Raw genomic sequence first — 24,606 nt, forward strand, 5'->3', positions numbered from 1 at the left:
ATAATATCTTCTTTAAGATCAAGATTTAGCCATTCCTCAATTTGGTAAACAATAACAGGCTTACCAAAATGTATAATATTTATATGTCGTATCTTAAGATCCATGCGGACAATTTGGCTGCAAGGATTATATAGCTATACCCCTATTTATATTGATTAACCATGCCGGAGCAAACAGAACACCCAGAATACCAATACGGGTATTTAGAAAAGGAAACTACGCAGCAGTTGCCAGTCGCCGCTGAATTTGATAATGGCGATAATCCTGTTTCGTCAGAACGTAGTACTTCGAGAACAATTCGGTATATCAAATTTGCAGAGCTAAGCGGCACTGCACAAGCATATGTACAGGCAGAACAAAGTAATTCTCAAAGCATGCAGCAGATTCTTCTGCTACTGTACGCCCATACCGGAAACGATTTCGCTTCTTATAAAAAAGGCACCATAACTTCCCGGATAGATCGTCGCTTAAGCTATTACAGGTACGATAATTATTCGCAATATGCCGAGTGCCTGCGTCAAAATCCGGCTGAAATAGATGAATTATTTAGTGAACTCTTGATCGGAGCTACCCGTTTCTTCAGGGACGCCCCTGCTTTTGAGGTTATCCGTCAAAAAATCAACGAACTTATTGAGCGCAAAAAAAACGATGAGCCTTTGCGTATATGGGTTGCGGGTTGCTCTACAGGTCAGGAAGCGTATTCTTTAGCAATGATCGTATCAGAATGCATTGAAGCAAGTCAACAGCAACAACTAACTAAGGTGCAATTATTTGCCACCGATCTTAGCGAGCAAGCTATCGGCCATGCCAGCGTAGGATTATATCCGCAAAGTATTTCAAACGAAATGTCTGACGAAAGACTCAGAAAATTCTTCACCAAAAAAGACTATATGTACCAGGTGAAGCAAGATCTGCGCGATATGGTAGTGTTTGTACGTCATAATATCATTAAAGATGCGCCATTCACCAAAATAGACTTGCTTTGCTGCCGTAATGTGATGATCTATTTTACAGCCGAGCTTCAGAAAAAGATTGTGCCGATACTACATTATGCGATTAGCAACGGCGGGATGATATTTACCGGTGTTGCCGAAACCATAAGCGGATTAACAGACATGTTTACCCCCGTTGACCCCAAATGGAAAATATTTGAACGGAAAGAAAAGGGTATTGTCTTTAATAAGGCATCTGGCGTTTATACAAACAGTCGGCAAACCCCAACGGATGACGAAAGTATTGTACCCATACAGGATAGCAAAACCATAGCGCTGCAGGAAGAGATCAGACACACCAGGCAGCTGCTACAAATAAGTGTTGAGCAACTGGACGACCTGCTTGTTAAAATACAACTGGCCACCGATCAGGGCCATTTAAGTAATGATGACCTGATGTACATAAGACGGCAATATCAAACCAAAGCTAGAGAACTTGCCAAATTAAATGATGCCTTAAAAAGCCTTATCCAGGCGGCTTATACGGGCATCGTACTTCAATAGTAACTATTAGCGGCTTGCATCTTGAAAAATAAAAAGTTTTTACAACACGACAAGGCCATACTTGATAAACTACACGCCGACGCTGAAAAGATACTATCCAAAAGCATCAGTGATGACATGGATACCGATCAGGCGGATATGCGGACGCTTTTGAGCCAGCTTAAAATTAATCTACTTAAACTTGAATTTCAAAATCAGGAGTTAAGTACGATTAACACGGCACTAGAAGAGCAACAAGCCAATTTTACCCGAATATACGACTTAGCACCCGTAGGTTACGTTATTTTAAACGAGGCGGGTATTATACAAGATATCAATAATGCTGGCTTCAACTTGCTCGAGGCAAGCAGATCTTCAATTATAAGAAGCGATTTTGGAAGTTATATAGCTCCCGATTTTTTTACTAGTTACAGCCTGTTTTTCAAACAGATCTTGCAAACGCGAGCGCGGCAGTCATGTAAGTTAAAAATTGTATCTAAAGCCAATCGTGAGTTCTATGCTCAACTAGACGGCATTGCCATCTACACGGCTACCAATGCCCTTTTGCGTTGCTATATTGCTATTGTTGATATCACTGACGTAAAAAATGCAGCTAACGAAAATACAGCCTTAAAACTCGAGCATCAGAAAAATATTGCATTGGCTTCTGTTGCCGCGCAGGAAAATGAACGAAAGCGTATCAGCACAGCCCTGCATGATGGTATTGGCCAACTTCTGTATGGTATAAAAATGCAGATTGATATATTAAATACAGAACACCCATCCCCTGCCGTCGAAAAAATATATCAGCTGCTCGAAACTGCAGTTATTGAAACCCGCAACATCGCATTTGAACTCGCACCTTCTATTTTAACGGATTTTGGCCTGTTTGAAACAATAACCGAGCTTACTCAGAGGCTATCTACACCAAAACTTCAAATTAAAACCCGTATCAGTGGTTTCACACAGCGCATGGATATATACCTCGAGCTGTGCATATTCAGAATAGTACAGGAACTTATTAATAACAGTATTAAACATGCCGATGCAAGTGTTGTCGAGCTATCGCTTACTCAGGCTCAAAATATTGAGATAATAGTGCACGACAATGGCAAAGGGTTTAAACCGCAGCCAGCGACTACCTCAGCAGGGACCGGCATTAGTAGCATCAAAAACCGCATCTCGCTTTATAGCGGTACCTTAGAAATCCAATCTGAATTAAAAAAAGGTACCACGGCAACAATTACACTTCAATATTAGTTACTTACCTGTTTGGCAATTTTACGAGGCAATTATTTAGATAAGAAGTTAAACAAATGAAGTAAATTAGCTGGCTTAACTTATGTCTGTATCCGTTTACATTATAAAGTCGCTATGTAATGCCTAAATCAGTTGCTGTTATATTAGTAAACTGGAATACTCCTGTGCACACAGCTAACTGCATTAATTCACTGCTCGGTTATTGCGAAGTTGCTAAGTTTGACATTATATTGGTTGACAATGGATCTACAGACGGTTCATTGCAAGTATTACAAAGCCAGTTTCCGGATCTTATTTTTATAGATAACCAGGAAAACCTGGGCTTCGCCGAAGGTAATAACCGCGGTTTACAGTATAGCATTAATCGAGGCTATGAATATTCGCTTGTGATCAATACTGATACACTGGTTGATGAAGATATTATCACAGCCCTTTCAGCACACCTGGATTGCTACACACTAGCTGCAGCAGTGCAACCTGCTATTCGCTGGATGCATCAGCCTGACAAGTTATGGAACGGGCCATGCTATTTTAACGTTGTGCTCGGCGTTACACGGGCCAAGACCGATGATAAGTTAAAAGATCTTAAAACCTATCAGATGGTAGATTGGGTTACCGGATGCTGCGTCATGTTCAGAAATTCGGCGTTGCGGACTGCGGGGCTATTTAATAAGCAATTTTTTCTGTATTATGAAGATGTTGAACTCTCGTACAGGTTACGGAGTTGTGGCTACCAGGTTCACTACCTGCCAACCAGCAAAATGTATCACGAAGCAGGTGTTTCCGGAAAATCTGAGAAAAAAAAGGCCGAAGGTTTTTTAAACCCATTTATACATTATTATACCAGCAGAAATCATATTTGGTTTATACGTCGCTATGGAAAGCCCATATTTTACCCAATTTACTGGCTATATAACGGAGCTTACTATGCAGCCGTTTTGACATATTTGAAATTGCGCGGGCGTAACAAAAAAGTGTCGCTTTTATTAAAAGGATTAAAAGAGGGCGTTTTTACCTCACAAACCTTAATTTGGCCCAATAATTAAAGGAGCAGTTTTAACAATGTTTATTTTCCCAGTAATATTTCTTGCCTCTTTTATTATTGCCTTAAAAGAGATAGTTAAAGGAAATAAGCAAGGTTTTCTGCTATTCTTAATATTTGGCTTGTCTATTTACACAACAGCCATGTCTGTGTCCTTTTTGTTTGGGCTGAAAGACATTATCCCATTTTTTCAGTTCTTCAAAGAGATACTGGTGCTTACCATACTTCTGGTTAACATTTATACTTTAAAGACCCGGCCCAAATTTTATCTTATAGATTATCTTATCCTGGCGTTTTTGGCTTATGCCATTATTTATGCCATATTGCCCATTGGCGAACAAAACCTGCACGACAGGCTTGTAGCTCTTAAAAGTATGGCGTTTTATATGATGTTATATTTCGCAGGCAGGCTTTTTGACATTCGAAATATCTACGTTAACAAATACTTTAATTTTATTGCGCTCGTAACTATCGCTGCGGGCATAGTTGTATTTTTCGAAGTACTTTTCAATATTAATTTGCAGAACATTTCGGGCTATGCAGATTACGTATATTACTTTTTCAATTTTGAGCCCAGCGGTAACTACGGCCTTAGCTGGACCTTTGAATCTGAAGGTGGTTATCGTCGTTTCGCGAGTTTTTTTGACAACCCCTTAGAACATGCAGCCGCCACGCTTATAGGCATCTCGGTAATTATTGCACTTTATACCAGGGACAACAACAAGTTTAAACCTAATGAAACTGGGCTACTGGCTATTGGCGCTTCGTTGCTCTCTATAACTTTTGCCTTCTCCCGGGCTCCATTTGTAAGCTATTTTTTCATCATATACTTTTATGCGATTATTACGCATAAAAAACAGATTACTCAAACCATTCACTATTGCATTGCAGCAGCCTGCTGTTATGTAATCTATATTTTTATAGGCTGGAGTAACAAAGTAGATGGCTTAATGGAAGTGATTATGAATACCATCGACTTCAGCAATCCATCAAGTGTTGGTCACCTTTTGGCGTGGGTTGAGGGTATAACAGCTTTAATACAGCATCCGCTAGGACTTGGTTTAGGTGCTTCGGGGCGCGTTGCGGGGTCTTTAGGTGAAAGTATCGGCGGGGAAAATCAATTTCTTATCATCGGCGTACAAGCCGGAATTATTGAATTAAGCCTTTATTTGGCAATATATATCGCGTTTATTAAACTCGGCCTTAAGTGGTTTAGAATATTAAAAGGTAAGGAACGTAAAATCTGTCTTGCGGTATTATTGATAAAGATTGGTTTTTTATTGCCGATGTTTACTTCTGAAATTGAATCATCTTCTTATATTTCCTATATGAATTGGTTTTTGTCGGGCCTATTTATAGCAACCATTATGCAGCACGAACGTGAAAATACATTAGCCCATGGTTATTGAGAATATTATACGTAAGCTAAAAAATGATCCTGACTATAAATGGGATAGCACATATTCTGTGAGAGATCTGACTGTAGTTTCACTAATGCGCGCAGTACAGATTTTTAGAGGATTTTGGCTTAAGCTATTCATTAAGCAATCACAAGGCCTTGTTTTTATTGGTCGTAATGTTAAGGTTAGGCATGCCTACCAATTAACAGCCGGGAAAAATCTGATACTCGACGATAATGTAAACATCAATGCCCTTTCGTATGACGGTATCCAATTTGGCGACCATGTTTCTATTGGCAAAAATTCAATTCTGTTCGGTACGGGTATAATATCATATAAAGGCAAGGGTATAAAAATTGGCAATCGAACCGGGATTAATGCGGGAGCATATTTGGCTGGTCAGGGAGGAATTATCATTGGCGACGACGTGATAACAGGCCCAAATCTCCAGGTATTTTCAGAAAACCACGTATTTGCCAATCTTACTACAACCATTAAAGAGCAAGGCGTAACCCGTATTGGTGTGAATATTGGCAATAACTGTTGGATTGGTGGCGGCGTCACTATTTTAGATGGGGTTTCCATTGGCGATGGTTGTGTTATCGCAGCCGGTAGCGTGGTTAGCAAATCAATGCCTGCCAACTCGGTTATAGCTGGCGTGCCTGCCAAAGTGATCAGAACCAGAACGGAAGGGCAAAATGGCTAAACCGCTGGTTATAGGTGTCGACATCCGCGATTTGCGCGTGGCTCAAACAGGCACCAAAACCTATCTGGAAGAGCTTGTGCATGAGTTTAAGCTCATGGAAAGTAAAGAATTGAGATTCCATTTTCTGGATGTCTCGATACCAGTTTACAGAGGAAAGCAAAAGATATTGAAATGGATAGAGCACTTTCGATATCAACTTTGGAAACAGCTTATACTCCCCATAAAAGCATGGTCGAAGGGCTGCGATGTGGTATTCTGCACCGATAATTTTGTACCCATTGTCCACTTAGGTTATCAGACGGTGCCCGTATTTCACGATGCCTTCTTCTTCGAAAACCCCGAACATTATGGCAAACTATGGCTGTGGCTATATCGTAAAACAGCAATTCCGGCTGCGAGGAAGGCTGCATTTATAGTTACCCCAACAGCTTATTCAAAAAAGCAGATCAATTATTATACAAAATTACCTTTAGATAAACTGGCCGTGATACCCGAAGGCCCTAAATCCCTGGAGGTTAGTGCAGATCGCGAGGCGTCTGGTCTTTTATCGCGCTTTAACATCTGTAAGCTACAGTATATTTTGCATGTGGGCTCGATGTTTAAACGCAAAAATATCCCGGCTTTAATCTATGCTTTTCAGAAAGTAAGCGTCTATAACCCAAATCTTAAACTGGTATTAGCAGGTTCTGCACCATCCAAGACACTGAGCAATGATTTAGACTTGATTGAGGACGCGATAAAAGAAACGGAGTTGCAAGACAAGGTGATATTCACCGGCTATTTATCTGACGCCGAACTGGCGCAGATCTATCAGGATGCATTGCTTTATGTTTTTCCATCTACAAACGAAGGTTTTGGTATACCAATACTGGAGGCTTTTAAATATAATCTGCCTGTTTTGGTGGCCGGCAACACCTGCCTGCCCGAGGTTGGCGGTGATGCTGTTATTACTTTCGATCCTTTTGACGTAGACGACATAGCCGTAAAAATAGAACAAGCTATTTCCGACCCTTTACTTCGCAATCAGTTAATTACAGATGGCCATAAAAGACTGGAGTTATTTTCGTGGAAAATTGCAGCAGAACAATTGGTAGCGTTATTTAAGAAAGCGGTATAACTATTCGGAAAATATCCGTACGTGTTCTTCGGCAACTTTATCCCAATTAAATACGCTTAATGCACGTTCTTGTGCTTTTAATGCCAAAGCCTGCATTTCGGAATAGTTTGTCTCGCAGTAATTAATCTGCTCGGTTAAAGATTCTATATCGCCCTTTTTAAACATCCGGGCGGTATCTTGTACAACATACTGATTTTCTTCTATGTCGCTAACTATCAGAGGCACGTTCAGCCCCATTACCGTTAACACCACCGGTGAAAGTCCCTCCACATCTGAGGGTTGAATATAGCAGTACGAATTAGACATCAGGGTATTAACTTCATCTCCGTAGATATAGCCCGGGAAAACAATACGGTCATCCCCCATATCAAATATTTGTTGTTCATATGGCGATGGATTAGGCGATCCGCCAATTAAAACTAACTTCTTTGTAGAATTGGAGTTCTTAAATCCCGGAATTAAATAATGTAACCCCTTATCTGGTATAAAACGACCGACAAATAAGTAATATCCGCCTTTTTGTAACCCCAATCTATCCAGTACGTCAGTGTTACCATTGCCCGGCTCTACCTCGCTACCAAAGGGTATAAAGCGATATTCTTTTTTAAAACGGTCTTCGAAAAGCTTTTTGGCAATTACATTATCAAAAATGATCTGATTGGGGACGTGAGCGGTGATGTAAGCAGATATTTTTAAGTACAGTTTACCATACCATGGCCATTTATCGCGTTTCCAGTCTACACCATCCTGGCTAATAAATACCTTTTTGCCAAACAATCGTAATGGCAAAGCCCATATGCTATTACCACCGTTTTGTATATGAACTATGTCAGCAGTATTTCTGAAAATGATATCACACGTGCATTTAAATGAGTGTAATAACGTATCAAATCCAGATTTAGGTACTGTCTTTATATTTTTGATTTGTACACCCTTGTAATTGTCAAGGTCGACAAATACATCGGGGTATCGCCTGTTATACGCAACAACACTGTGTCCTAACTTAACCAGGCGAGGGAACAGCTCAAGTGCAAATTTATCTGCACCGGCGGCTCCCTTTGTAGGTGGGATAGTACGAAACCCAAAAGCAGCAATACGCATTTTTTATACAGCCGACTTAAGAATTATTCCGTCTTCTTTAGTTGTAGAGATATTTTCAGCCAAATATTCTGTGTAATAATCTTCGATATACTCTGCCAGTGCTACCTTCCAGTCGCGCATAATATTCATCTTCCTCAACTCTAACTTTTTATTTATCAGACGTTCAGAAGGTGGTCTAGGTGCAAAGTAGGTATCTTTGAAATAGTCAGAAGTAACTTCGTGTATGGTTACCTCATCTTGCAATCCAAGGATTTTTACAATTTCTTCTGCTACATCGCGTCTACTGGTTTCGCCTTTACAAACCAAATTGTATAGCCCCCAGTACTCTTTTTCGATAAGCAGTTTAACATTTTTTGCAAAATCTACTGTAAACGTTGGGGTGCCATCTTTATCATTAACAATGTGTAAGTCTCTTTTACCACTTGCTAATTGCTTAATGATCTTATTGATAAACTTCTTATCTTTTTTGGGGCCACCTCCCATCATCCAGCCGGCACGGCAGATAACGTATTTCTTTGCATTTTCGCGAACGTAACGTTCGCCCATGTATTTAGAACGGGCATAATGGCCAAGGGGATTGGGCTCATCCCAGTCATCGTAATAGTCTTTCTGTCCATCAAATATACCGGCAGTGCTAATATAAAGCACCGGAATATTCAGCTGATTAGCTAGTAAAACAGCATTTTCTACAGATGTGGTGTTGGTTAGGTATGTATCATCTACGTTTAACTCGCACTCTTCGAGGTCGGTTAAGGCGCCTAAATGAAAGAGATAATCCGGCTTAAATTCTTCTACATCCTTCTTGTATCTTTCAAAATCACGAAAGTCCAAAAAATCAAGCCACTCTTCGTTTACATCTTTATCAGTACATCTAATCTCATATTCACTTTTAAAAATTCGGTAAAAAGCTTCACCAAGCATCCCACCGGCACCGGCGATATAAATTTTTTTCTTCATTATGTATTTTCATGCCATTAGGTTAACTATGTACTAACAGCGGTAGTATGTAATTATACTTTAGAACAAAATTCAAAAATAACCTTTTTAAGTTTATAAACAACGCTTTGTTAAATATGGTTTCAGTTTTACTTATTAAAACTAAAAAATGTTATCCAAAATTTAATTATAGCGTAAAAAGTAGTATCACTTCTAAAAAAATGATTTAATACTGGCATCTTTGGGGATAACTTTTATATGGTATAACTTGCATAAACTATGCCACTATAATGCTAATTTAATATAGTGAATATTCTTGTACTAAACTGGACCTGGTATCCCAGCGGGGGCGACTGGACTTATGTGGAAAATATAACAAATGTATATCGCCAAAACGGGCATGCCATTGTTCCATTTTCAATGAAGGATGAAAGAAATTTCCCTTCCGAATATTCCGAATATTTTATTGAGAATATCAACTACAAAACATTAGATAAAAGCAGTTTAAAAGCCGGTATAAAGGCCGTCAAAAAAAGCATCTATTCAACAGAAGCACAACAAAATCTCGAAAAGCTATTATCGGTTGTAAAAATCGACTTTGCACATGTCAACGTAATTCATCATTACATAACACCAATAGTATTAAAAGTACTAAAAGATAAAGGAATACCCATAATATGGACCCTTCATGAGTACACTCCTATTTGCCCTGAAAGTACTTTTATTAGCCACGGAGTAATATGCGAGCGATGTTTTGGCGGCAAATTCTATAACTGCGTTACGCACACCTGCAAAAAGGGATCTTATGCTGCAAGTACCGTTGCGGCGTTAGAAAACTATGTTCACAAATATCTTAATTACTATAAATACGTAGACTATTATGTATGTCCATCCGTGTTTACTTACAAAAAGTTTAAGCAATTCAATTTCTTTGAAGAAAAGCTGGTACAACTTTATCATGGTTACGACTACAGCATTATAGATAAACTGCCTAAAGTAATGCCATTAGGCGATAGCGAAAGATATATCGTTTTTGTAGGCCGTCTCGAAAAGATAAAAGGTATCCAAACGCTCATTAAAGCAATGGAAAAGCTTCCTGAAATACGACTTAAAATAATTGGAAGCGGCACCTTAGAAAAAGAGCTAAAAACATTAGTGAGTGAAAATGGTTTAAAGCACGTTACGCTGCTCGGCAAAAAGTCTCAGCACGAAACCTTGGAAATCATCAGCAAGGCCGATTTTTTGGTTTGCCCATCTGAATGGTATGAAGTATTGGGCTTTACCGCCGTTGAAGCCATGGCCCTAAGCAAACCCGTAGTGGGATCTGCAATTGGCGCCTTACCAGAGATGGTGATTGATGAGCGTACTGGTTTTTTATTTGAACCCGGTAATTTCGAAGAACTGGCAACTAAAATAGAACTGCTTTATAATAACAAACAATTAATTTTAGATATGGGCTTAAACGCACATACACATATACATACGCTTATTAACACAGAAAAACATTTTGAAGGCTTAAAAAAGCTTATACCTGCTTTGTAGCTTATTTTTTATACTTGTCTTTTTATTTACATCATCACCTATAATGAACCGTATTTTTAAAAATACTTTACTTTCTATACTTCTGCTCGCTGCATGCACTTTAAAAACTAAGGCTCAGGCTGTATTTGAAAATCCAAACCATCCTATATATAAGTACCTGGCGCGTCAGGCTCAAAAAGGTAATATTAGTTACGACGATCTGATACAACCTGTTAGCCGGAAAGAAATATCAACGCTGTTGTATTTTTTACGAGATTCTGTAAATACATTGTCTGCCAAAGAAAAAAAGGAGCTCGATTTTTATCTTAATGAATACAGCGAATTTGATACCAATTACAAGGACACCACACATTATATCTGGGGTAAAGATCAATACGATAACCGGAGGCTACTAAGTGTTAAAAAAGGCGACTTTATATTCAGAGCCGACCCAGCACTAACCTATGAGTATACAGCAGGGAGAAATAAAGGTGTTTACAAGCAAGGTGTAGGTATGGCCTTCTGGGGACAAGCAGGTAAGCATTTTAGTTTCCAAGCCTATTTCCAGGATATTAACGAGAGCGGAAAAGGCGTAGATAGCCTGAAAAGATTTAGTCCGGAAACCGGTATCCAGAGAACCGCCAATCTCGATCCAAAATCAACTTCGGTTAATTACAGTGATGTTCGCGCTAACGTAACATACAGTTGGGATAAAGGCTTAATTAGCATTGGGAAAGACCAGCTTTTATACGGATACGGGCAAAACGGCAGACTTGTGTTATCTGACAAGGCGCCATCATACCCTTATATACGCTTTGATTATCAACCATTAAAGTGGCTTCATTTCAACTATAGCTTTGGATTTTTACAATCGGCTATTATTGATTCGGCCCGTACCTATAATAAAGGCAATTCGCTATATGGGAATTACCGCGAAATGTATGTGCCTAAATATATGGCATCGCACAGTTTAAACTTTTTACCTGTAAAAGGCTTAGAGCTTAGCGTTGGCGAATCTATGATCAGCAGTGATAATTTCGATCCGGCATATTTGATCCCTATCCTATTCTTTAAAGCTTATGACCAATATTCGAGCCGCTATAAAATTACAACCGGCTCTAACGGACAGTTCTTTTTCCAGGTAAGCTCTCGCAATCATATACCTAAAACACATTTATACGCGACACTATTTATCGACGAGATACGTTTAGAAACGGCATTCGATCCAGCTCGTAGCCGTAACCAGCTTGGCTTCAACATTGGCGGATCGGTGACGGATGTATTTATACCTTATTTAACAGCAGGTTTGGAATATACACGCATCAACCCATTTGTATATCAAAATTTAATCCCGGCACAAAGCTACACTAGTCAAACCTATTTATTGGGCGACTGGATTGGGCAAAATGCTGATAAGGTTATTGGATGGCTTTCATACAACCCTTTTCCACGTTTAATCACCACCGCGCAGTTTATGTATATCAGAAAGGGAGCCGACGGTAGCTTACTAGATCAATATTTTGCAGAACCGCAGCCTAAGTTTTTAGATCAGGGCCCTGTACAATCACAACGCCAAATATCGTTAGATGTCCGTTACGAACTTTTACACCGTTTGTTTGTAAGAGCTGCGTATCAAAATCAGAAAGGTGTTGTCAGGCCAGAGGTGCAAACATCAGCGGTGCCAAATCAGGTTACTGTTGGTGTTAACTATGGCTTTTAGACCAATTTATAATTTATATTTGCATAATCGGTTTTACCATTATAATCTTCAATGCGCATTAAATACGTACTCCTTATACTGTTTATCTTTTTAACAGCAACCTATCAGCGGAGTGATGCTCAGGCTGTTTCCCTTAGTAATATTCAGAATATTAAAGTCAATCAACTTACAGACGATCAGATAACTGCCGTTTGGAAAAAAATGCAGGACTCTGGTGTTTCCGAAGCCGAAGCTTATAAGTTAATGGCACAAAAAGGATTGCCAGACGACCAAATTCAGGCATTTAAAGACAGGGTTACTTTGTTAGGCTTAAATTCTAAAACCAGCGCAAAAAAAGTTATTAGCAGAACAGAGAAAGAAAAAATAGATTATTCAAGAGATATCAACGATACTGTTCTTAAGCCAATAACAGTACCCGAAAAAATGCCAGCTGTTGCAGGTAATCAGCCACTACCTATCTACGGATTAGACTTTTTTAATCAGAGCACAATTAAATTTGAACCAAATTTTAATGTTGCAACCCCAAAAGGATACGTGATAGGTCCCGGTGATGAACTTATTGTATTGATAACGGGACTGAATGAAAGTAGCGTACGTTCGAAAGTTACGCCAGAGGGTAATTTACAAATACCTTATGCCGGCATAGTGCATGTCAGTGGCCTAACTATAGATCAGGCTACTACAACTATCCGCGGTAAAATGGGCAAAATATATCCTGGTTTACGTAGCGGCCAAACCCAGCTCAATGTTACTTTGGGCAACGTTCGCAGCATTAAGATCACCATTGTAGGCGAGGTTAAAACCCCGGGCTCATATACCATATCTTCTTTATCAACCCTTTACAATGCCTTATATAATTCGGGAGGACCAAGCGCCAATGGTTCATTAAGAAATATAGAGTTGATTCGTAATAACAAGGTTTACAAAACAATAGACTTTTATACGTTTTTGCAAAATGCGTTAATGGACGGTAACATTCGCCTTGAAGACCAGGATGTTATAAGAATACCTGTTTACAAAAAACGGGTTGGCATACAGGGTGAAGTTAAAAGACCTGCTATTTACGAACTTAAAGAGGGTGAACAACTGGACGATCTGGTTAGATACGCAGGTGGTTATACAGACATAGCTTATAAAGGAATAGCAAAAGTAGAACAAATTAGTGATTTAGAGCGTGATGTAAAGGATGTACCATCGAACCTGTTCAGCAACTTCACTCCGCGCAATGGCGATCTTGTAACGGTGGGTGCTATTACTAATCGCTACAGCAACCGTGTAGTATTGGAAGGCGCCGTATATCGCCCTGGCCCTTATGAACTTACCGCAGGTTTAACACTATCATCATTATTAAAGCTTGCACAGGGATTAAAGCCCGAAGCATATATGGAACGCGGTTATATTAAAAGAACCCTCCCTAATCTCGAGCGGCAGTTTATTTCATTTAATCCGATGGATATTTTAGCGGGCAAAAATGATGTTCCGTTGTTACGTGAAGATACAGTAACCATACAGGAAGAAAGTTCATTCATTTCACAACAAGTTGTGACTATAAATGGGCATGTTAGAAACCCTGCAAAATTTCTATACCGTAAGGGTATGAAACTGGCCGATGTAATTGCCATGGCCGGTGGATTTGATGACCAGGCAGCCGAGCATCACGTAGAAGTTTCGCGCATTATTAAAAACAAAGAGGATAATGTAGCTAATCAACTTGTTAAGACCTTCGATATCAATATGACCGGCGGCTCGAATAACGATATGGAGTTAGAACCAATGGACTACGTCTTTGTACAACGATTGGTAAACTACAGATCCTTAGGCAATGTAAGCGTGCAGGGTGAAGTATTATTCCCGGGAGATTATGCTGTACAACGCAGGGACGAAACAGCCCAGGACTTTTTACAACGTGCCGGTGGATTAACCCCTTACGGATCTATACAAAACGCTCAGGTATATAGAAAAGGTGTACGTGTAAATCTCGATCTAATGAATACAAGTCAGGATTCCCTGACTAAGGCCAGCATGATGCTTTTAGCAGGCGACAGTATATACATCCCCCGCGTTATCGCATTTGTTGAAGTTGCAGGCGCTGTGAATAATCCGCAGTTGATAAACTATAACGGACATAGCTTTATGTATTATGTTAACGCGGCCGGCGGTAAAACTTCACACGCGCGTCTTAAAGGATCGTACATTAAATATCCCAATGGTTTAAATCAACCAATCCGTCATTTCTTGTTTTTCCGCAACTATCCTACTGTTAAACCTGGAAGCAAAATTATAGTACCCGAAAAAGATCCAGAATCAAGATTTAAACTTGGCGTAGGTGACATCACCGGCATTGCAACTGCTTTAACAGCGTTGATAAGTTTAATTGCCATACTGAAAAAGTAATATGACCCCGCAACAGCAGCCACCCTATCCATATGAACCTGAGTTTTCTGTAAAGAAGCTAATTGGTGATCGTTTCAATGATTTTAAATATGTTTTTAATTTTAAAAAAGGCCTGGCACTAGTATTTATTGGCGGAAGCCTCTTAGGTGCCTTGGCAGCATGGGTGTCTAAACCAACATATACCGCCAAACTGACTTTTGTAATCGACGATTCTAAATCGACAGGTGGCGGCGGACTTAGTGCTTTGGCTGGACAATTTGGTTTTAACCTGGATGGCATAGGAGGCAGCAGTGGGGTATTAGCTGGTGATAACGTACAGGAACTATTAAAGAGTTATACGCTTATTAAAGGCACCTTGTTAACTCCATATGACTTTAAGGGTACACAGTCCCTTGCAGATCGTTATGCAGCAGTATACAAGCTCGACAAAAAGTGGCTGAAACATAGTCTTGATGGGAAAATTACCCGCTTCCCATTAGATACTGCTCATTATAGCCGCTTACAGGATAGCTTGCTACATGAAATGACTATCCTGATATTGAATGGGGAATTTGGTATAGCTAAAACTGACAAGAAACTGGGTTTTTTTGAAGTAAACGCAACCATGAAAGACGAGCGCCTTGCGCAGCTTTTTTGCACAAGGATGATCAAACAGGCGACGGACTTTTACATTCGTACTAAGACAAGCAGGCTACGTAATAACGTTAATCGCCTGCAGCATCGGGCGGATAGTATAGGTTCTATTTTAACCCGCAAAACCTATGCCTTATCGTCGGCAAATGAGGTATTGCTAGATCTTAACCCCGCATATACATCAGCCAATGCGAATGTGGAGGTAAAAGAACGCGACAAGATTGTTTTAAATACCGTATTTTCTGAGACTGTGAAAAATCTTGAAGCAAGTAAAACGATGCTTGCACAAGAAACACCTACAGTGCAAATAGTAGATGCGCCAGAACTTCCGTTAAAGAAAAACCGGTTAAAATATTCTGTTGCTATTTTAACCGGTATCATCATTTCAGAAATTATATTCTGTTTTTATATTCTTATTTTCAGGAAGAGAACTTAAAATCTAAAAGTTACCCCTAGTTCTGCATGAAGATTAAAAGCATCATTGTGTGGAATGTAGTAAGTATTGCTTGGGTCATAACCTTTTAAGATCCATTCGTAGTTCAAAGACCTTACCCCCTGTAATTTGGCGTTGAAAAGAAGGTTTTTATAAGCCCAATCACCTTGAAGGCCAAAGGCAAAATCAACCCATCTCCTACTATTGCCATTAATTGGGGGAAAAGCAACTAAAGCATAGTCAACATCATGTTCATATCTTTCAAAGCTAATGCCCAGCTTCTTAAGCCCCATAACCCAGCTTACGTCAAAAGATTGCAAGTTGCCTCCAGAACCAGTACCAGCACCGAGTATTTGTCCTTCATTGGTTTGTCCCTGCCTAACTCCTGAGTGAATATACCAGCCGCTAGCCCCTCTAACCAAACGGTCAGCGGATTGGGATAATTGCGTGACCTCAGCACTAAAGAGTATGCTTTGATCTTTATCTGTCAATGGGATTAGTTTTCTGATCCCCCATATATAGGCTCTTGAATGCTCTGGCGAACCAATGAAATCACTATAATTATAAGAATTATCATTAATTCCATATTCGAAATAAACTTCAGCTTTCGCTTTGGCAAAAAGCCACCTGGCATAGAAGGAAGTTTGCTGGTCGCGGTCAAATTTATCGACCTCACCAGTACTGGAAGTCGAACTTGATTTTTGAAAGGGGGTAAGAAAAGGGAAATAATCTTGAAACGAATGCAAATCAGAATGATAAGAATTAAATGTTCTTATCCATCCCAAAAATAATCCAGGAATCCAACGAGGTTGGTACACTACATTGTATCCGGTATAATAACGCCAATCGTCTCTTTTAGATCTATAAAGATTTGCTCCCGTAGAAGTTGCTGTAACGCTAAATGGCGGCAGCCCGGTGGCATCCAAATGCGCTCCAATAATCTGCCCTTCAAATGAACCGATAATAGTATGTATAGGGCGTACCGTATTTAGCACAAGATGCTCAAAACCTGGTGCGGTATTACTTATTATCAGGGCATTTTTTATACCAGGCCCCCACCACAAGTTTTCATTAGAAATACCAATTGATGCCGGTCCAAAAGTTAAACGAATACTGCTTTGTCCGAGTGAGGCTTTAGTGTAATTACTGTTGCCCAACCTCTCCGGCTGGTCGATAAGATTATGATAGGCGTAATAGTTGGTAAGGTCATTATCTCCGTGCCCGGAGCTAAATCCTACAAAATTGGGGTTTACTGCATAAACGAATTCTGGCCTAAATTGAATACTGAGCGGACCGATTTTAAAGAAGAAACCGCCACTAACCATACTCTGGTAGCCTTTAGCAGGTATCATTAGCCCATCATTCCATCCATATGGATGATCTGAATTAAATTGCTGTTGTATTGTAATCGGTAGTATTTGAAACAATCCATTACTTTTAAGAAAAGAAAACCGGCCATTAAATTTAGTTAACTTATCATTCCGTAAGGTACTGTCTGGATCGAATACATCTTTGATTTCATGAGAAGCCGATGGAAAAATTGGACGGACGGTAAAAGATTCTGTAGAATCAAACTTACCTAATAGCTGCGCCCTTCGATAATAATCTTCGAGTACGGGAGTCCCAACCGGTAATGACTGAGCGATTGTTAAACTTGTTGATAAGCAAGTAATTATGTTTAACGTTAAAAATATCTTCTTCATGCGGTTTATTAAAATCTGTAAGTTACTCCGGCCTGCAACTGTAAATTAAAAGCATTTTGCCCTCCGACATAATACGGGCCTCCAGCTACCTCCTTCGAACGGTCAAGATACCACTGATAGTTTAACGAATGTATTGCCAGAAATTTAGCATTGAATATAAAATTTCTCACATTCCATTCGCCAGTGAGTCCACCGCTCATATCCACCCAATGTCTTCTCCAATCTTGCGTATCCACAAAGGCATAATAATAGAAATCGTCATTGTGCAAGTACCTTTCCAATTGTATACCAATATGCTTTAAGCCTTTTACCCAACTAATGTCCAAGGTTTGCGAATTCGCACCGGGTCCAATTCCTGCGCCTAACAATTGCCCGTCATTGGTATACCCCTGCCTGATATATTGATTTGTATACCATTCTGAAAGACCCAATATTTTATTGTTTGTGGTACCCCCGAGTTGTGTGGCTTCAATGCTTATCATTATATTCTCATGCCTGCTGGCATTAAACGGCAATAGCTTTCTTAAGCCGAATACGTATGCTCTTCCATCCTGTGGTTCCAATAAGCTATTCCTAAAAGTATTAGTGTTATTGTTAATACCGTATTCAAAATATACTTCTGCGTGTTCTTCTGGCCACACCCAGCGGGCAAACATCGAGCCTCTCGTGTCTCGCTTGTTTATAGGTTCGTCGGCAGTTACCTTCTTAAAAGGGGAAAAGAAAGGTAAATAACTACCCAAACTATGTAAGTCATTACTATAAGATTGCGCACTGCGGGTCATACCCAAAAATAAACCTCGAACCCATTTAGGCTGCCAGGTTACAACAAACCCGGATAGGTAACGCCAATCACTAGGTTTTGGCAAGTAAAGTGGGTTACTAAAATAGTCCCATCCTGGTGTTAAAGGGTTGATATTTGCATTATTTAAGCGCCCGGCAATAAACTGTCCCTCAAAAGAGCCAATTGATGTCTCTATAGGTTTTGTAGTATTTAATGTAAAATGCGCAAAACCAGGGGCGCTATTACTCATCAACAGCGAATTTCGAATGCCTGGCCCCCACCACAGATTCTCTGTTGAAAGCCCGAATGAAAGAGATTTATAGTTTAATCTTATGCTACTTTGGCCAGCATAAACTTTGCTGTAAGCGCCCGTGCCAAATCTAGTAGGAAGATCTATATTGTTATAAACGTCATAATACCTCGCGACAAAGGTTGAATAACTATTCTTATTCATGTCCGTAAAGTCTTGATTGGCCGCACTTACAAATTCAGGTCTGATCTGAATTGATAAAATACTGTACTTCGCGTAAAAACCTGCGCTCAGCAATGTTTGCAATCCTTTTGCGGGCACCATAGCACCATCGTTCCAACCATAGGGCGAATTGCGATTAAATTGCGTTTGCACACTAACCGGCAATAGCATGAAACTAAAACCGTCTTCTTTCCACACATTACCCGGAGAAAATTTATTATACCCTTTCTCAGTCGAATCGGGATAAAAAACATTTTTACTGCTTGCCACTGGAAAAAAAGGGCGAGCTGTAAATGAAGTTAATGAATCTTTATTATCAATTAATTGCTGTCTCCGATAATAGTCTTCCATAGTAGAGCCTACCGGTATTGTTTGTGCTTGTGTGCTCAATTTTATTATGGCGAGTAGGACGCATACAAATGCACTCTTTATTAACCTCATAGGGCAATTACTTTAATTTTAATATTATCAACTGACCAACTCTCGTCGCATAACACGTCGGAAACATTCGTTTGAATCAATTTTGCAAGGCACTGCAACGTAACAGTGCTACCCGAATGGGCTACCTGCTTTACTATCTTATACTGAGTTGTACCCTTGGGACTAGAGGCCAAGGCGCACGCACCTGGAAGGGTTGTACGGAAAGCTCCCGTTTTGGGGTTATTATAACTATTGAGGTAATTATCGGGATAAGATTGAGGTGGGCAGAAATTGCCGGCGATACAGTCTGAATTGGAAAAGGTGGTATTAATATAGGGGTTACCGTCAATTGACATCGTCCACATATCAGGTCCAGCAAAACTTTCCTGAATGCTATTACCCTCCCATGTATCGTGGATATACAAATCGAAAGATACTTCGATAAGATCGTGCTTAGGTAAATTCGGTACCGTTAAGCTAAACCCACCCGTGTTATAACGGCCTAAAACCTTAGTCTTGTTGAACGTTGTTAGTAAACCTCCATCAATATTCTTAAGATCGCCCGACTCGAAGTCGTTACTATAAACTTCTTTTTCACTTTTAACATCTTTGCCACATGATAAAAACAGCGATGCTAGAAAGAAGAGAATTAAAAAAGGGAGCTTCTTGATCCGGTTGTAAATTTTTTTCATAAATAGATTTAAGACACTACAATAAATGCCGGTTATTTAGCCTTAGTATTTTTTAGGAGATGGCTTGTCCCTTCGATGTAAAAACGAACCCCGACAAATAATACGGCACTTAATATCGTAAACAGTAAAATTACAGGTAATGAATGCGGCACAAAACTCAATAGTGCAATATTAATTAATAATTGTACTAAGCCATATATTGCTGCAACAATTAAATGAGGTATCTTTTGTTCATTTGCCAGATACTGATAAAAGTGACTTCGATGGGCTTCCAACACATTCTCTTTCCTAATTAATCTAAAAATAATGGTGGTAGATGTATCTAAACCGTAAACTAACAACAACAGAATATACCTTACATCTTGTGTTTTTAAAATAAGCTGGAACATAAAAAACACAATAATAAAAGCAATACTTACGCTACCAACATCTCCAGCGAAACATTTAGCTTTTTTTCGAAAGTTAAAAAAGTTAAACACTAATACAGATAGTATAGCTGTCAACAAAAAGCTATCCGTTGTAAATCTAACCAACGTGTTTGTATAGTATAAAGTCCCCAATGCAACTAAACCATATAATCCAGTTATTCCGTTAATTCCATCCATAAAATTGATGGCATTAATGGTGCCTATTACGAATATCAACGCAAGAACAACCCAGTAAAAAGCGAGCGTAAATAGGTGTATCTGAATGAATAATAACGCCACTGCTATCGAGTGGAAAAGAATGCGCAATTTACTACTCAGGGGTCTTACATCGTCGATAAAACTAATGAAAGCAATAATCAACAGTCCCAATAAAAACCAAGGATATATCAAATCATTGTACAAAGGGTACAACAAAAGTGCTAATGCGAATATAATCCCGCCCCCTCTGATGGTCAAGTTAGAATGTGAGCTGCGATGATTAGGTTTGTCGATAACATTATAATGACCTGCTATCTTAAAATAGATAATTTCAATTACAAGCAAAAAAAATAAAATTATTACTATTATATATACAGACATGTAGTTATTGAATCTTAAATCTCTCTAAAACGGGAGCCGGTTTCCAACCAAAAGGAATTACAGCTTTGTCATCGTTAAATGTCAAATCAGAAATTATTTTGTTTAACTCATTGGTAAGTAGAAAATCTGGCACTTCCTCTTCCACCTAGCCTATCCAACAGTTTAGTAATCCCGATGTGCATATTTGCCGGCTTAGGCTTGTTAATTGAAGTGCAATGAGTTGCGACAAATCAAAAACTAAGGTGGCGGCGATCTGTTACATTTTATGTCGCCAATTTTCCAACACACTGAAGAATAGCTGCACTGTCTTCTACTAACACGATGCTCTTTTTTGCCGTGCCCCAGCTATATCAAAATAATAACTTTTTTGTATTCCATTGATCATAGATTTTAAATTGCCTGGGATTGGCCACTGGAATTAAGGGTATTCTCAAAATTGTAAAATTATTTTTCCTTTTGCACACCATATTATGACAAAATCTTTACTTATATCATACTCAATTCGCAAGGCCTATACTACCGTTACTTTATTAATGTTACAATAATCACAGCAAAAGATGATAATGCTGATGCAATTGCTGCAATCCCTGTAATTCCAATTTTTTCTCTTGGTGGATGTTTAGGCACAAATATCTCTGCCCCTGGCTTTATAGACGGGTAATCGTAAAAGAATAAGAACTTCTTCGTAGATTTTATTGATCCATTAGCATATACCACGTAAGCGCCTTTTTTATTTGCATTATAAGTAAACCCTCCCGATTCGTTGATGTACTCACCCATGCTTTTACCCGGTTTATAAACAATATTAATCGGCTTTAAAATCTCTCCCGAAACCCTTATGGTTTGAAGCTCTTTAGGTACAGTAATAACATCGCCGTCTTCCAAAAGCAAATTATACCTCGAATCCGGTTTTTGCATTATCCTAACCAGGTCAATACCCACAAAATCGCTCCGCAACGATAAAGAATCTTGCTGTAAAGAGGTGGTATCTTTTACCCCCTGGGCTTGTTGTAAGCGCTTAAGATTCATTAATTTTTCGGTATCGTCTTTAGATATGTCAGAGCTATTTTTGTTTCTGGAATTATTGTTATATGGGTTTCGGTTATTCCCGTAAGGATTATCATCACCTTCGCCGTTACCGTTATTACTCTTTTCCTTATTTTTATCCTTAGGTACTTCGGGACCCGGACGCCTTAAGGATGCCCCAGCTGGAAAGGCCATTGCCGTTAAACCGCCAGCCCTTTTTAGTACGTCAGATATTTTCTCGTCTTTGCGTTGTATAGTATAAGTGCCGGGATACAAAACCTCACCCTCTATCTTAACGATCTTTTGTACCTGATAACCCTCAGATCCCCTCACAGATACGATGTCAAATGGCTGTAAAATAAAAGGATCGCCAACTACTTTTAAATTTTGATCGATGTTGACTGTGAATATCTGGGCCGTTGTTGCCGATACTGACATGGCATCACTATTTTTTACCCTGCGTGAAATTTCAATCCGATTGGGGGTAGCACCTTCATTAAAACCGCCTGCCAATTGTATCAGCGATTCCAGGTTCATATTATCACCGTATTTGAATATACCCGGATTTCTTACTTCTCCTTTGATCTCGACCTGATATTCATCCCTTAAATCAAATATGGAAGATATCGTGATCTTATCCTCTCGTTGAAGTGATATATCAGCTTGCGTACCCTTTATAATTTTGTCCACATCGAACGAAAGCAAAGAAGGTGTATTGTCGAGATTTAGCCTTGAAATATATCCACGATTTAAAAAGGCATCTTCCTTTAAGCCATCCGCTTTAGCAATCAATTGTTTCAGGGTCATACCCTTTTCCAACTCATATTTACCTGGACGAAAAACTGCGCCTGAAATCTCAACGCGATTTTCAAATCGGTCGAGAATCATCTCAATAATATATTTATCCCCGTTGATAGGTTTGTAAGTACTAAATTGATCCGCGTCCACGTCAACTATCTTACGTTCCTTATTAGTGTTTTGTAACACCTTAATATTTGCGGTATAAGCCTGGCTTGTAAACCCGCCGGCAAAATCAATAACATTCTGTAAATTTTCGGTCTTAAGCACCTCGTATAATGCAGGGCGCTTAACCTCTCCTCCCATCTCCACACGGGCTTCGTAAACTGGGATATTAATAACATCCTGATCCTGTAGCCTAATATTTTTTTGAATACCTTTTAAAAGGAAATCATAAACATCTATAGTAGCAATGGTCTTACTATTTCTGATTACCTGTATTTTTCTGAATGATCCGTTTTCATTAGGCCCGCCAGAAGCATACAAAGCGTTGAAAACAGTTGAGAGCGACGATAAAGTATAAGAACCCGGTTTAACCGACTCGCCAATTATGGTAACCTTTATACTTCTTATATTACCCAAATTGATAGAAACGTTACTTCTGCCAGTCCTTAAGGCTGGGTACGTTTTGGACATTGCAGCCCTTATTTTAGAAGTAGCTTCTTCAATAGTAAGCCCTCCAACAGCAATGAGTCCTACATATTGCAATCGTATCGTGCCTTCGGGATTAACTTTTAAATTATAATTGGCCTCATTATCCCCTGTCAGGTCTATTAACAGCTCGTCGTCCGGGCCGATGACGTAGCTTTTGGGTGTAGCCATTCTTAAATTCGGTTCGAAAGATATTTTGCTATTTCTAAAAAGCTCTTCGCCAAATATTTTGGGTATCAAATTACCAAATGCGTCGCGCATTTTCTTGTTACGATTATTTTCCAGATTTCTTTTCCCCAATCTTGACGTATCAGTGGTATCTGCATAGCTATTATATGATCGACCGTTGTACCCATTGTTTTGGAATTGGTTGTTATTACCGGACGACTTGTTATTGTTATTGTTATTGTTATTGTTATTATTATCTTCTTTCTTAATCTTATCAATTCTCAACGTTAGTTTTTGGGCTTCATCCGGACTCATTCCCTGAGCTACTGCCATTTGCGCTATTTGTGCATCATCTGTATATCCTACAGAAGCCGCCTTCTGCATCAATTGCCTAACCTGTGTATCAGTAAGATCGTCAACTTTAACATCGCCGAGGTTTGACTGCGAAAAGGCTGTTTGTGAAACAATGATTATCAGAAAAAAAATAAGCGCAGTAATGGCTCTTTTCAAATTCATATATTTAAATGGATACTATTTTCAGTAAAAAACTACACTATTTGCATTACAAACAGTATGTCAAAGTTATTTAAAAAAAGTGTTTATGATTATTAATATTGGTCTCAGGCCTCGATAATGAATGTGTCTTCAACACAATTATTGTTGATGTTACTAAGGCTTAATTGGTTATCCTTCCCAGCAATTCTTTGAATTAACATATTTTTCATTTAAGGCAACTTCATTTCGTGATAATGCGACGAATATACAGAAATATTTATAATCATATAGGCTTAAAACAGGCCTCCGGACATCGTGGTTATCAAATGCACATAGCAATTCTTGGCCTATTTTGTTTGCTTTTTTTTGCTTTAAGAATCACCGATTGCTTTAAACAGTTGTATATAAGCAATAAAAAATCTAAATCAATTTTTCGTTCTTTAAAAAACTTCTTTTCGACTCCATTTCTAATAACCGTTTGCGCAAATACACCCGGTTTGTCTATTATTGATAATAATATCTTGATAAATGTATCATAACCGTACACCTGCTGTTACGGATACGAACATAATAACAAAGCTACATACAACATAAATATCTAACTAACAGACACTTGTATTTGTGGTATATGTTTTAAAGTAACTTGTCTGAAAAA

Annotated in this window: 17 protein-coding genes; 10 read left to right on the forward strand and 7 right to left on the reverse strand. The window is 39.1% G+C overall.

Features of this window, described 5'->3' with window-relative positions:
* Nucleotides 1-161 precede the first annotated feature (161 nt).
* The 6 genes from GSY63_RS23175 (at nt 162) to GSY63_RS23200 (ending at nt 7,000) form a co-directional block, all read left to right on the forward strand.
* Entirely contained in the window at nt 162-1,496 is a 1,335-nt protein-coding gene (locus tag GSY63_RS23175; RefSeq protein WP_166588222.1) for a CheR family methyltransferase, read from the forward strand.
* A 21-nt stretch (nt 1,497-1,517) separates the two neighbouring features.
* On the forward strand, nt 1,518-2,735 hold the full coding sequence (locus tag GSY63_RS23180) for a PAS domain-containing sensor histidine kinase (RefSeq protein WP_166588223.1): 1,218 nt from the start codon (nt 1,518-1,520) through the stop codon (nt 2,733-2,735).
* Between the two features lie 119 nt (nt 2,736-2,854).
* On the forward strand, nt 2,855-3,781 hold the full coding sequence (locus tag GSY63_RS23185) for a glycosyltransferase family 2 protein (RefSeq protein WP_166588224.1): 927 nt from the start codon (nt 2,855-2,857) through the stop codon (nt 3,779-3,781).
* 16 nt (nt 3,782-3,797) lie between these two features.
* Nucleotides 3,798-5,186: an O-antigen ligase family protein gene (locus GSY63_RS23190; protein ID WP_166588225.1), complete on the forward strand. Its 1,389-nt coding sequence runs from the start codon at nt 3,798-3,800 to the stop codon at nt 5,184-5,186.
* Nucleotides 5,176-5,883: an acyltransferase gene (locus tag GSY63_RS25105; protein ID WP_317168598.1), complete on the forward strand. Its 708-nt coding sequence runs from the start codon at nt 5,176-5,178 to the stop codon at nt 5,881-5,883. The genes GSY63_RS23190 and GSY63_RS25105 overlap by 11 nt, the downstream gene beginning before the upstream one ends.
* On the forward strand, nt 5,876-7,000 hold the full coding sequence (locus GSY63_RS23200; RefSeq protein WP_166588226.1) for a glycosyltransferase family 4 protein: 1,125 nt from the start codon (nt 5,876-5,878) through the stop codon (nt 6,998-7,000). Before GSY63_RS25105 ends, GSY63_RS23200 begins: the two co-directional genes overlap by 8 nt.
* On the opposite strand, the gene GSY63_RS23205 is transcribed toward GSY63_RS23200, so the two are convergent.
* The gene (locus GSY63_RS23205) at nt 7,001-8,101 is read right to left on the reverse strand and encodes a glycosyltransferase (RefSeq protein ID WP_166588227.1); all 1,101 of its coding nucleotides are present in this window, start codon (nt 8,099-8,101) and stop codon (nt 7,001-7,003) included. It abuts the gene before it with no gap.
* Between the two features lie 3 nt (nt 8,102-8,104).
* Complete coding sequence (locus tag GSY63_RS23210; protein WP_166588228.1) at nt 8,105-9,058, reverse strand: SDR family oxidoreductase; 954 nt, start codon at nt 9,056-9,058, stop codon at nt 8,105-8,107.
* A 285-nt stretch (nt 9,059-9,343) separates the two neighbouring features.
* On the opposite strand from GSY63_RS23210, the gene GSY63_RS25020 reads away from it, so the two are divergent.
* Genes GSY63_RS25020 through GSY63_RS23230 form a run of 4 tightly spaced genes read left to right on the forward strand, consistent with a single transcriptional unit; the run spans nt 9,344 to nt 15,741 of the window.
* Nucleotides 9,344-10,579, forward strand: coding sequence for a glycosyltransferase family 4 protein (locus GSY63_RS25020; RefSeq protein ID WP_166588229.1), 1,236 nt, complete (start codon nt 9,344-9,346; stop codon nt 10,577-10,579).
* A 43-nt stretch (nt 10,580-10,622) separates the two neighbouring features.
* Nucleotides 10,623-12,278 carry a capsule assembly Wzi family protein gene (locus GSY63_RS23220; protein ID WP_166588230.1) on the forward strand — a complete coding sequence of 552 codons (1,656 nt, stop codon included), beginning with the start codon at nt 10,623-10,625 and terminating at the stop codon, nt 12,276-12,278.
* Nucleotides 12,279-12,329: 51 nt separating this feature from the next.
* Nucleotides 12,330-14,672, forward strand: coding sequence for an SLBB domain-containing protein (locus tag GSY63_RS23225; protein WP_166588231.1), 2,343 nt, complete (start codon nt 12,330-12,332; stop codon nt 14,670-14,672).
* A gap of 1 nt (nt 14,673) precedes the next feature.
* Entirely contained in the window at nt 14,674-15,741 is a 1,068-nt protein-coding gene (locus GSY63_RS23230; RefSeq protein WP_166588232.1) for a hypothetical protein, read from the forward strand.
* Here the strand turns inward: GSY63_RS23230 and GSY63_RS23235 are convergent.
* The 5 genes from GSY63_RS23235 to GSY63_RS23255 form a co-directional block, all read right to left on the reverse strand.
* On the reverse strand, nt 15,738-17,441 hold the full coding sequence (locus GSY63_RS23235) for a capsule assembly Wzi family protein (protein ID WP_166588233.1): 1,704 nt from the start codon (nt 17,439-17,441) through the stop codon (nt 15,738-15,740). The genes GSY63_RS23230 and GSY63_RS23235 overlap by 4 nt on opposite strands.
* 8 nt (nt 17,442-17,449) lie before the next feature.
* Nucleotides 17,450-19,084, reverse strand: a complete 1,635-nt coding sequence (locus GSY63_RS23240; protein ID WP_166588234.1) for a capsule assembly Wzi family protein — start codon at nt 19,082-19,084, stop codon at nt 17,450-17,452.
* A 47-nt stretch (nt 19,085-19,131) separates the two neighbouring features.
* Nucleotides 19,132-19,806 (reverse strand): hypothetical protein, encoded by a 675-nt coding sequence (locus GSY63_RS23245; RefSeq protein ID WP_166588235.1) that lies wholly within the window; start codon nt 19,804-19,806, stop codon nt 19,132-19,134.
* A gap of 32 nt (nt 19,807-19,838) precedes the next feature.
* Complete coding sequence (locus GSY63_RS23250) at nt 19,839-20,813, reverse strand: MraY family glycosyltransferase (RefSeq protein ID WP_166588236.1); 975 nt, start codon at nt 20,811-20,813, stop codon at nt 19,839-19,841.
* 522 nt (nt 20,814-21,335) lie between these two features.
* The gene (locus GSY63_RS23255; RefSeq protein ID WP_166588237.1) at nt 21,336-23,972 is read right to left on the reverse strand and encodes an SLBB domain-containing protein; all 2,637 of its coding nucleotides are present in this window, start codon (nt 23,970-23,972) and stop codon (nt 21,336-21,338) included.
* Between the last annotated feature and the right edge of the window lie 634 nt (nt 23,973-24,606).

The sequence above is a fragment of the Mucilaginibacter agri genome, from assembly GCF_009928685.1.
GTDB classification, from domain to species: domain Bacteria; phylum Bacteroidota; class Bacteroidia; order Sphingobacteriales; family Sphingobacteriaceae; genus Mucilaginibacter; species Mucilaginibacter agri.

Coding starts and splice junctions, on each gene's coding strand:
- GSY63_RS23245 (WP_166588235.1), bottom strand. CDS start 19,806: ATGAAAAAAATTTACAACCGGATCAAGAAGCTCCCTTTTTTAATTCTC.
- GSY63_RS23225 (WP_166588231.1), top strand. CDS start 12,330: ATGCGCATTAAATACGTACTCCTTATACTGTTTATCTTTTTAACAGCA.
- GSY63_RS23235 (WP_166588233.1), bottom strand. CDS start 17,441: ATGAAGAAGATATTTTTAACGTTAAACATAATTACTTGCTTATCAACA.
- GSY63_RS23255 (WP_166588237.1), bottom strand. CDS start 23,972: ATGAATTTGAAAAGAGCCATTACTGCGCTTATTTTTTTTCTGATAATC.
- GSY63_RS23205 (WP_166588227.1), bottom strand. CDS start 8,101: ATGCGTATTGCTGCTTTTGGGTTTCGTACTATCCCACCTACAAAGGGA.
- GSY63_RS23230 (WP_166588232.1), top strand. CDS start 14,674: ATGACCCCGCAACAGCAGCCACCCTATCCATATGAACCTGAGTTTTCT.
- GSY63_RS23210 (WP_166588228.1), bottom strand. CDS start 9,058: ATGAAGAAAAAAATTTATATCGCCGGTGCCGGTGGGATGCTTGGTGAA.
- GSY63_RS23190 (WP_166588225.1), top strand. CDS start 3,798: ATGTTTATTTTCCCAGTAATATTTCTTGCCTCTTTTATTATTGCCTTA.
- GSY63_RS23250 (WP_166588236.1), bottom strand. CDS start 20,813: ATGTCTGTATATATAATAGTAATAATTTTATTTTTTTTGCTTGTAATT.
- GSY63_RS23200 (WP_166588226.1), top strand. CDS start 5,876: ATGGCTAAACCGCTGGTTATAGGTGTCGACATCCGCGATTTGCGCGTG.
- GSY63_RS23175 (WP_166588222.1), top strand. CDS start 162: ATGCCGGAGCAAACAGAACACCCAGAATACCAATACGGGTATTTAGAA.
- GSY63_RS23185 (WP_166588224.1), top strand. CDS start 2,855: ATGCCTAAATCAGTTGCTGTTATATTAGTAAACTGGAATACTCCTGTG.
- GSY63_RS23220 (WP_166588230.1), top strand. CDS start 10,623: ATGAACCGTATTTTTAAAAATACTTTACTTTCTATACTTCTGCTCGCT.
- GSY63_RS25105 (WP_317168598.1), top strand. CDS start 5,176: ATGGTTATTGAGAATATTATACGTAAGCTAAAAAATGATCCTGACTAT.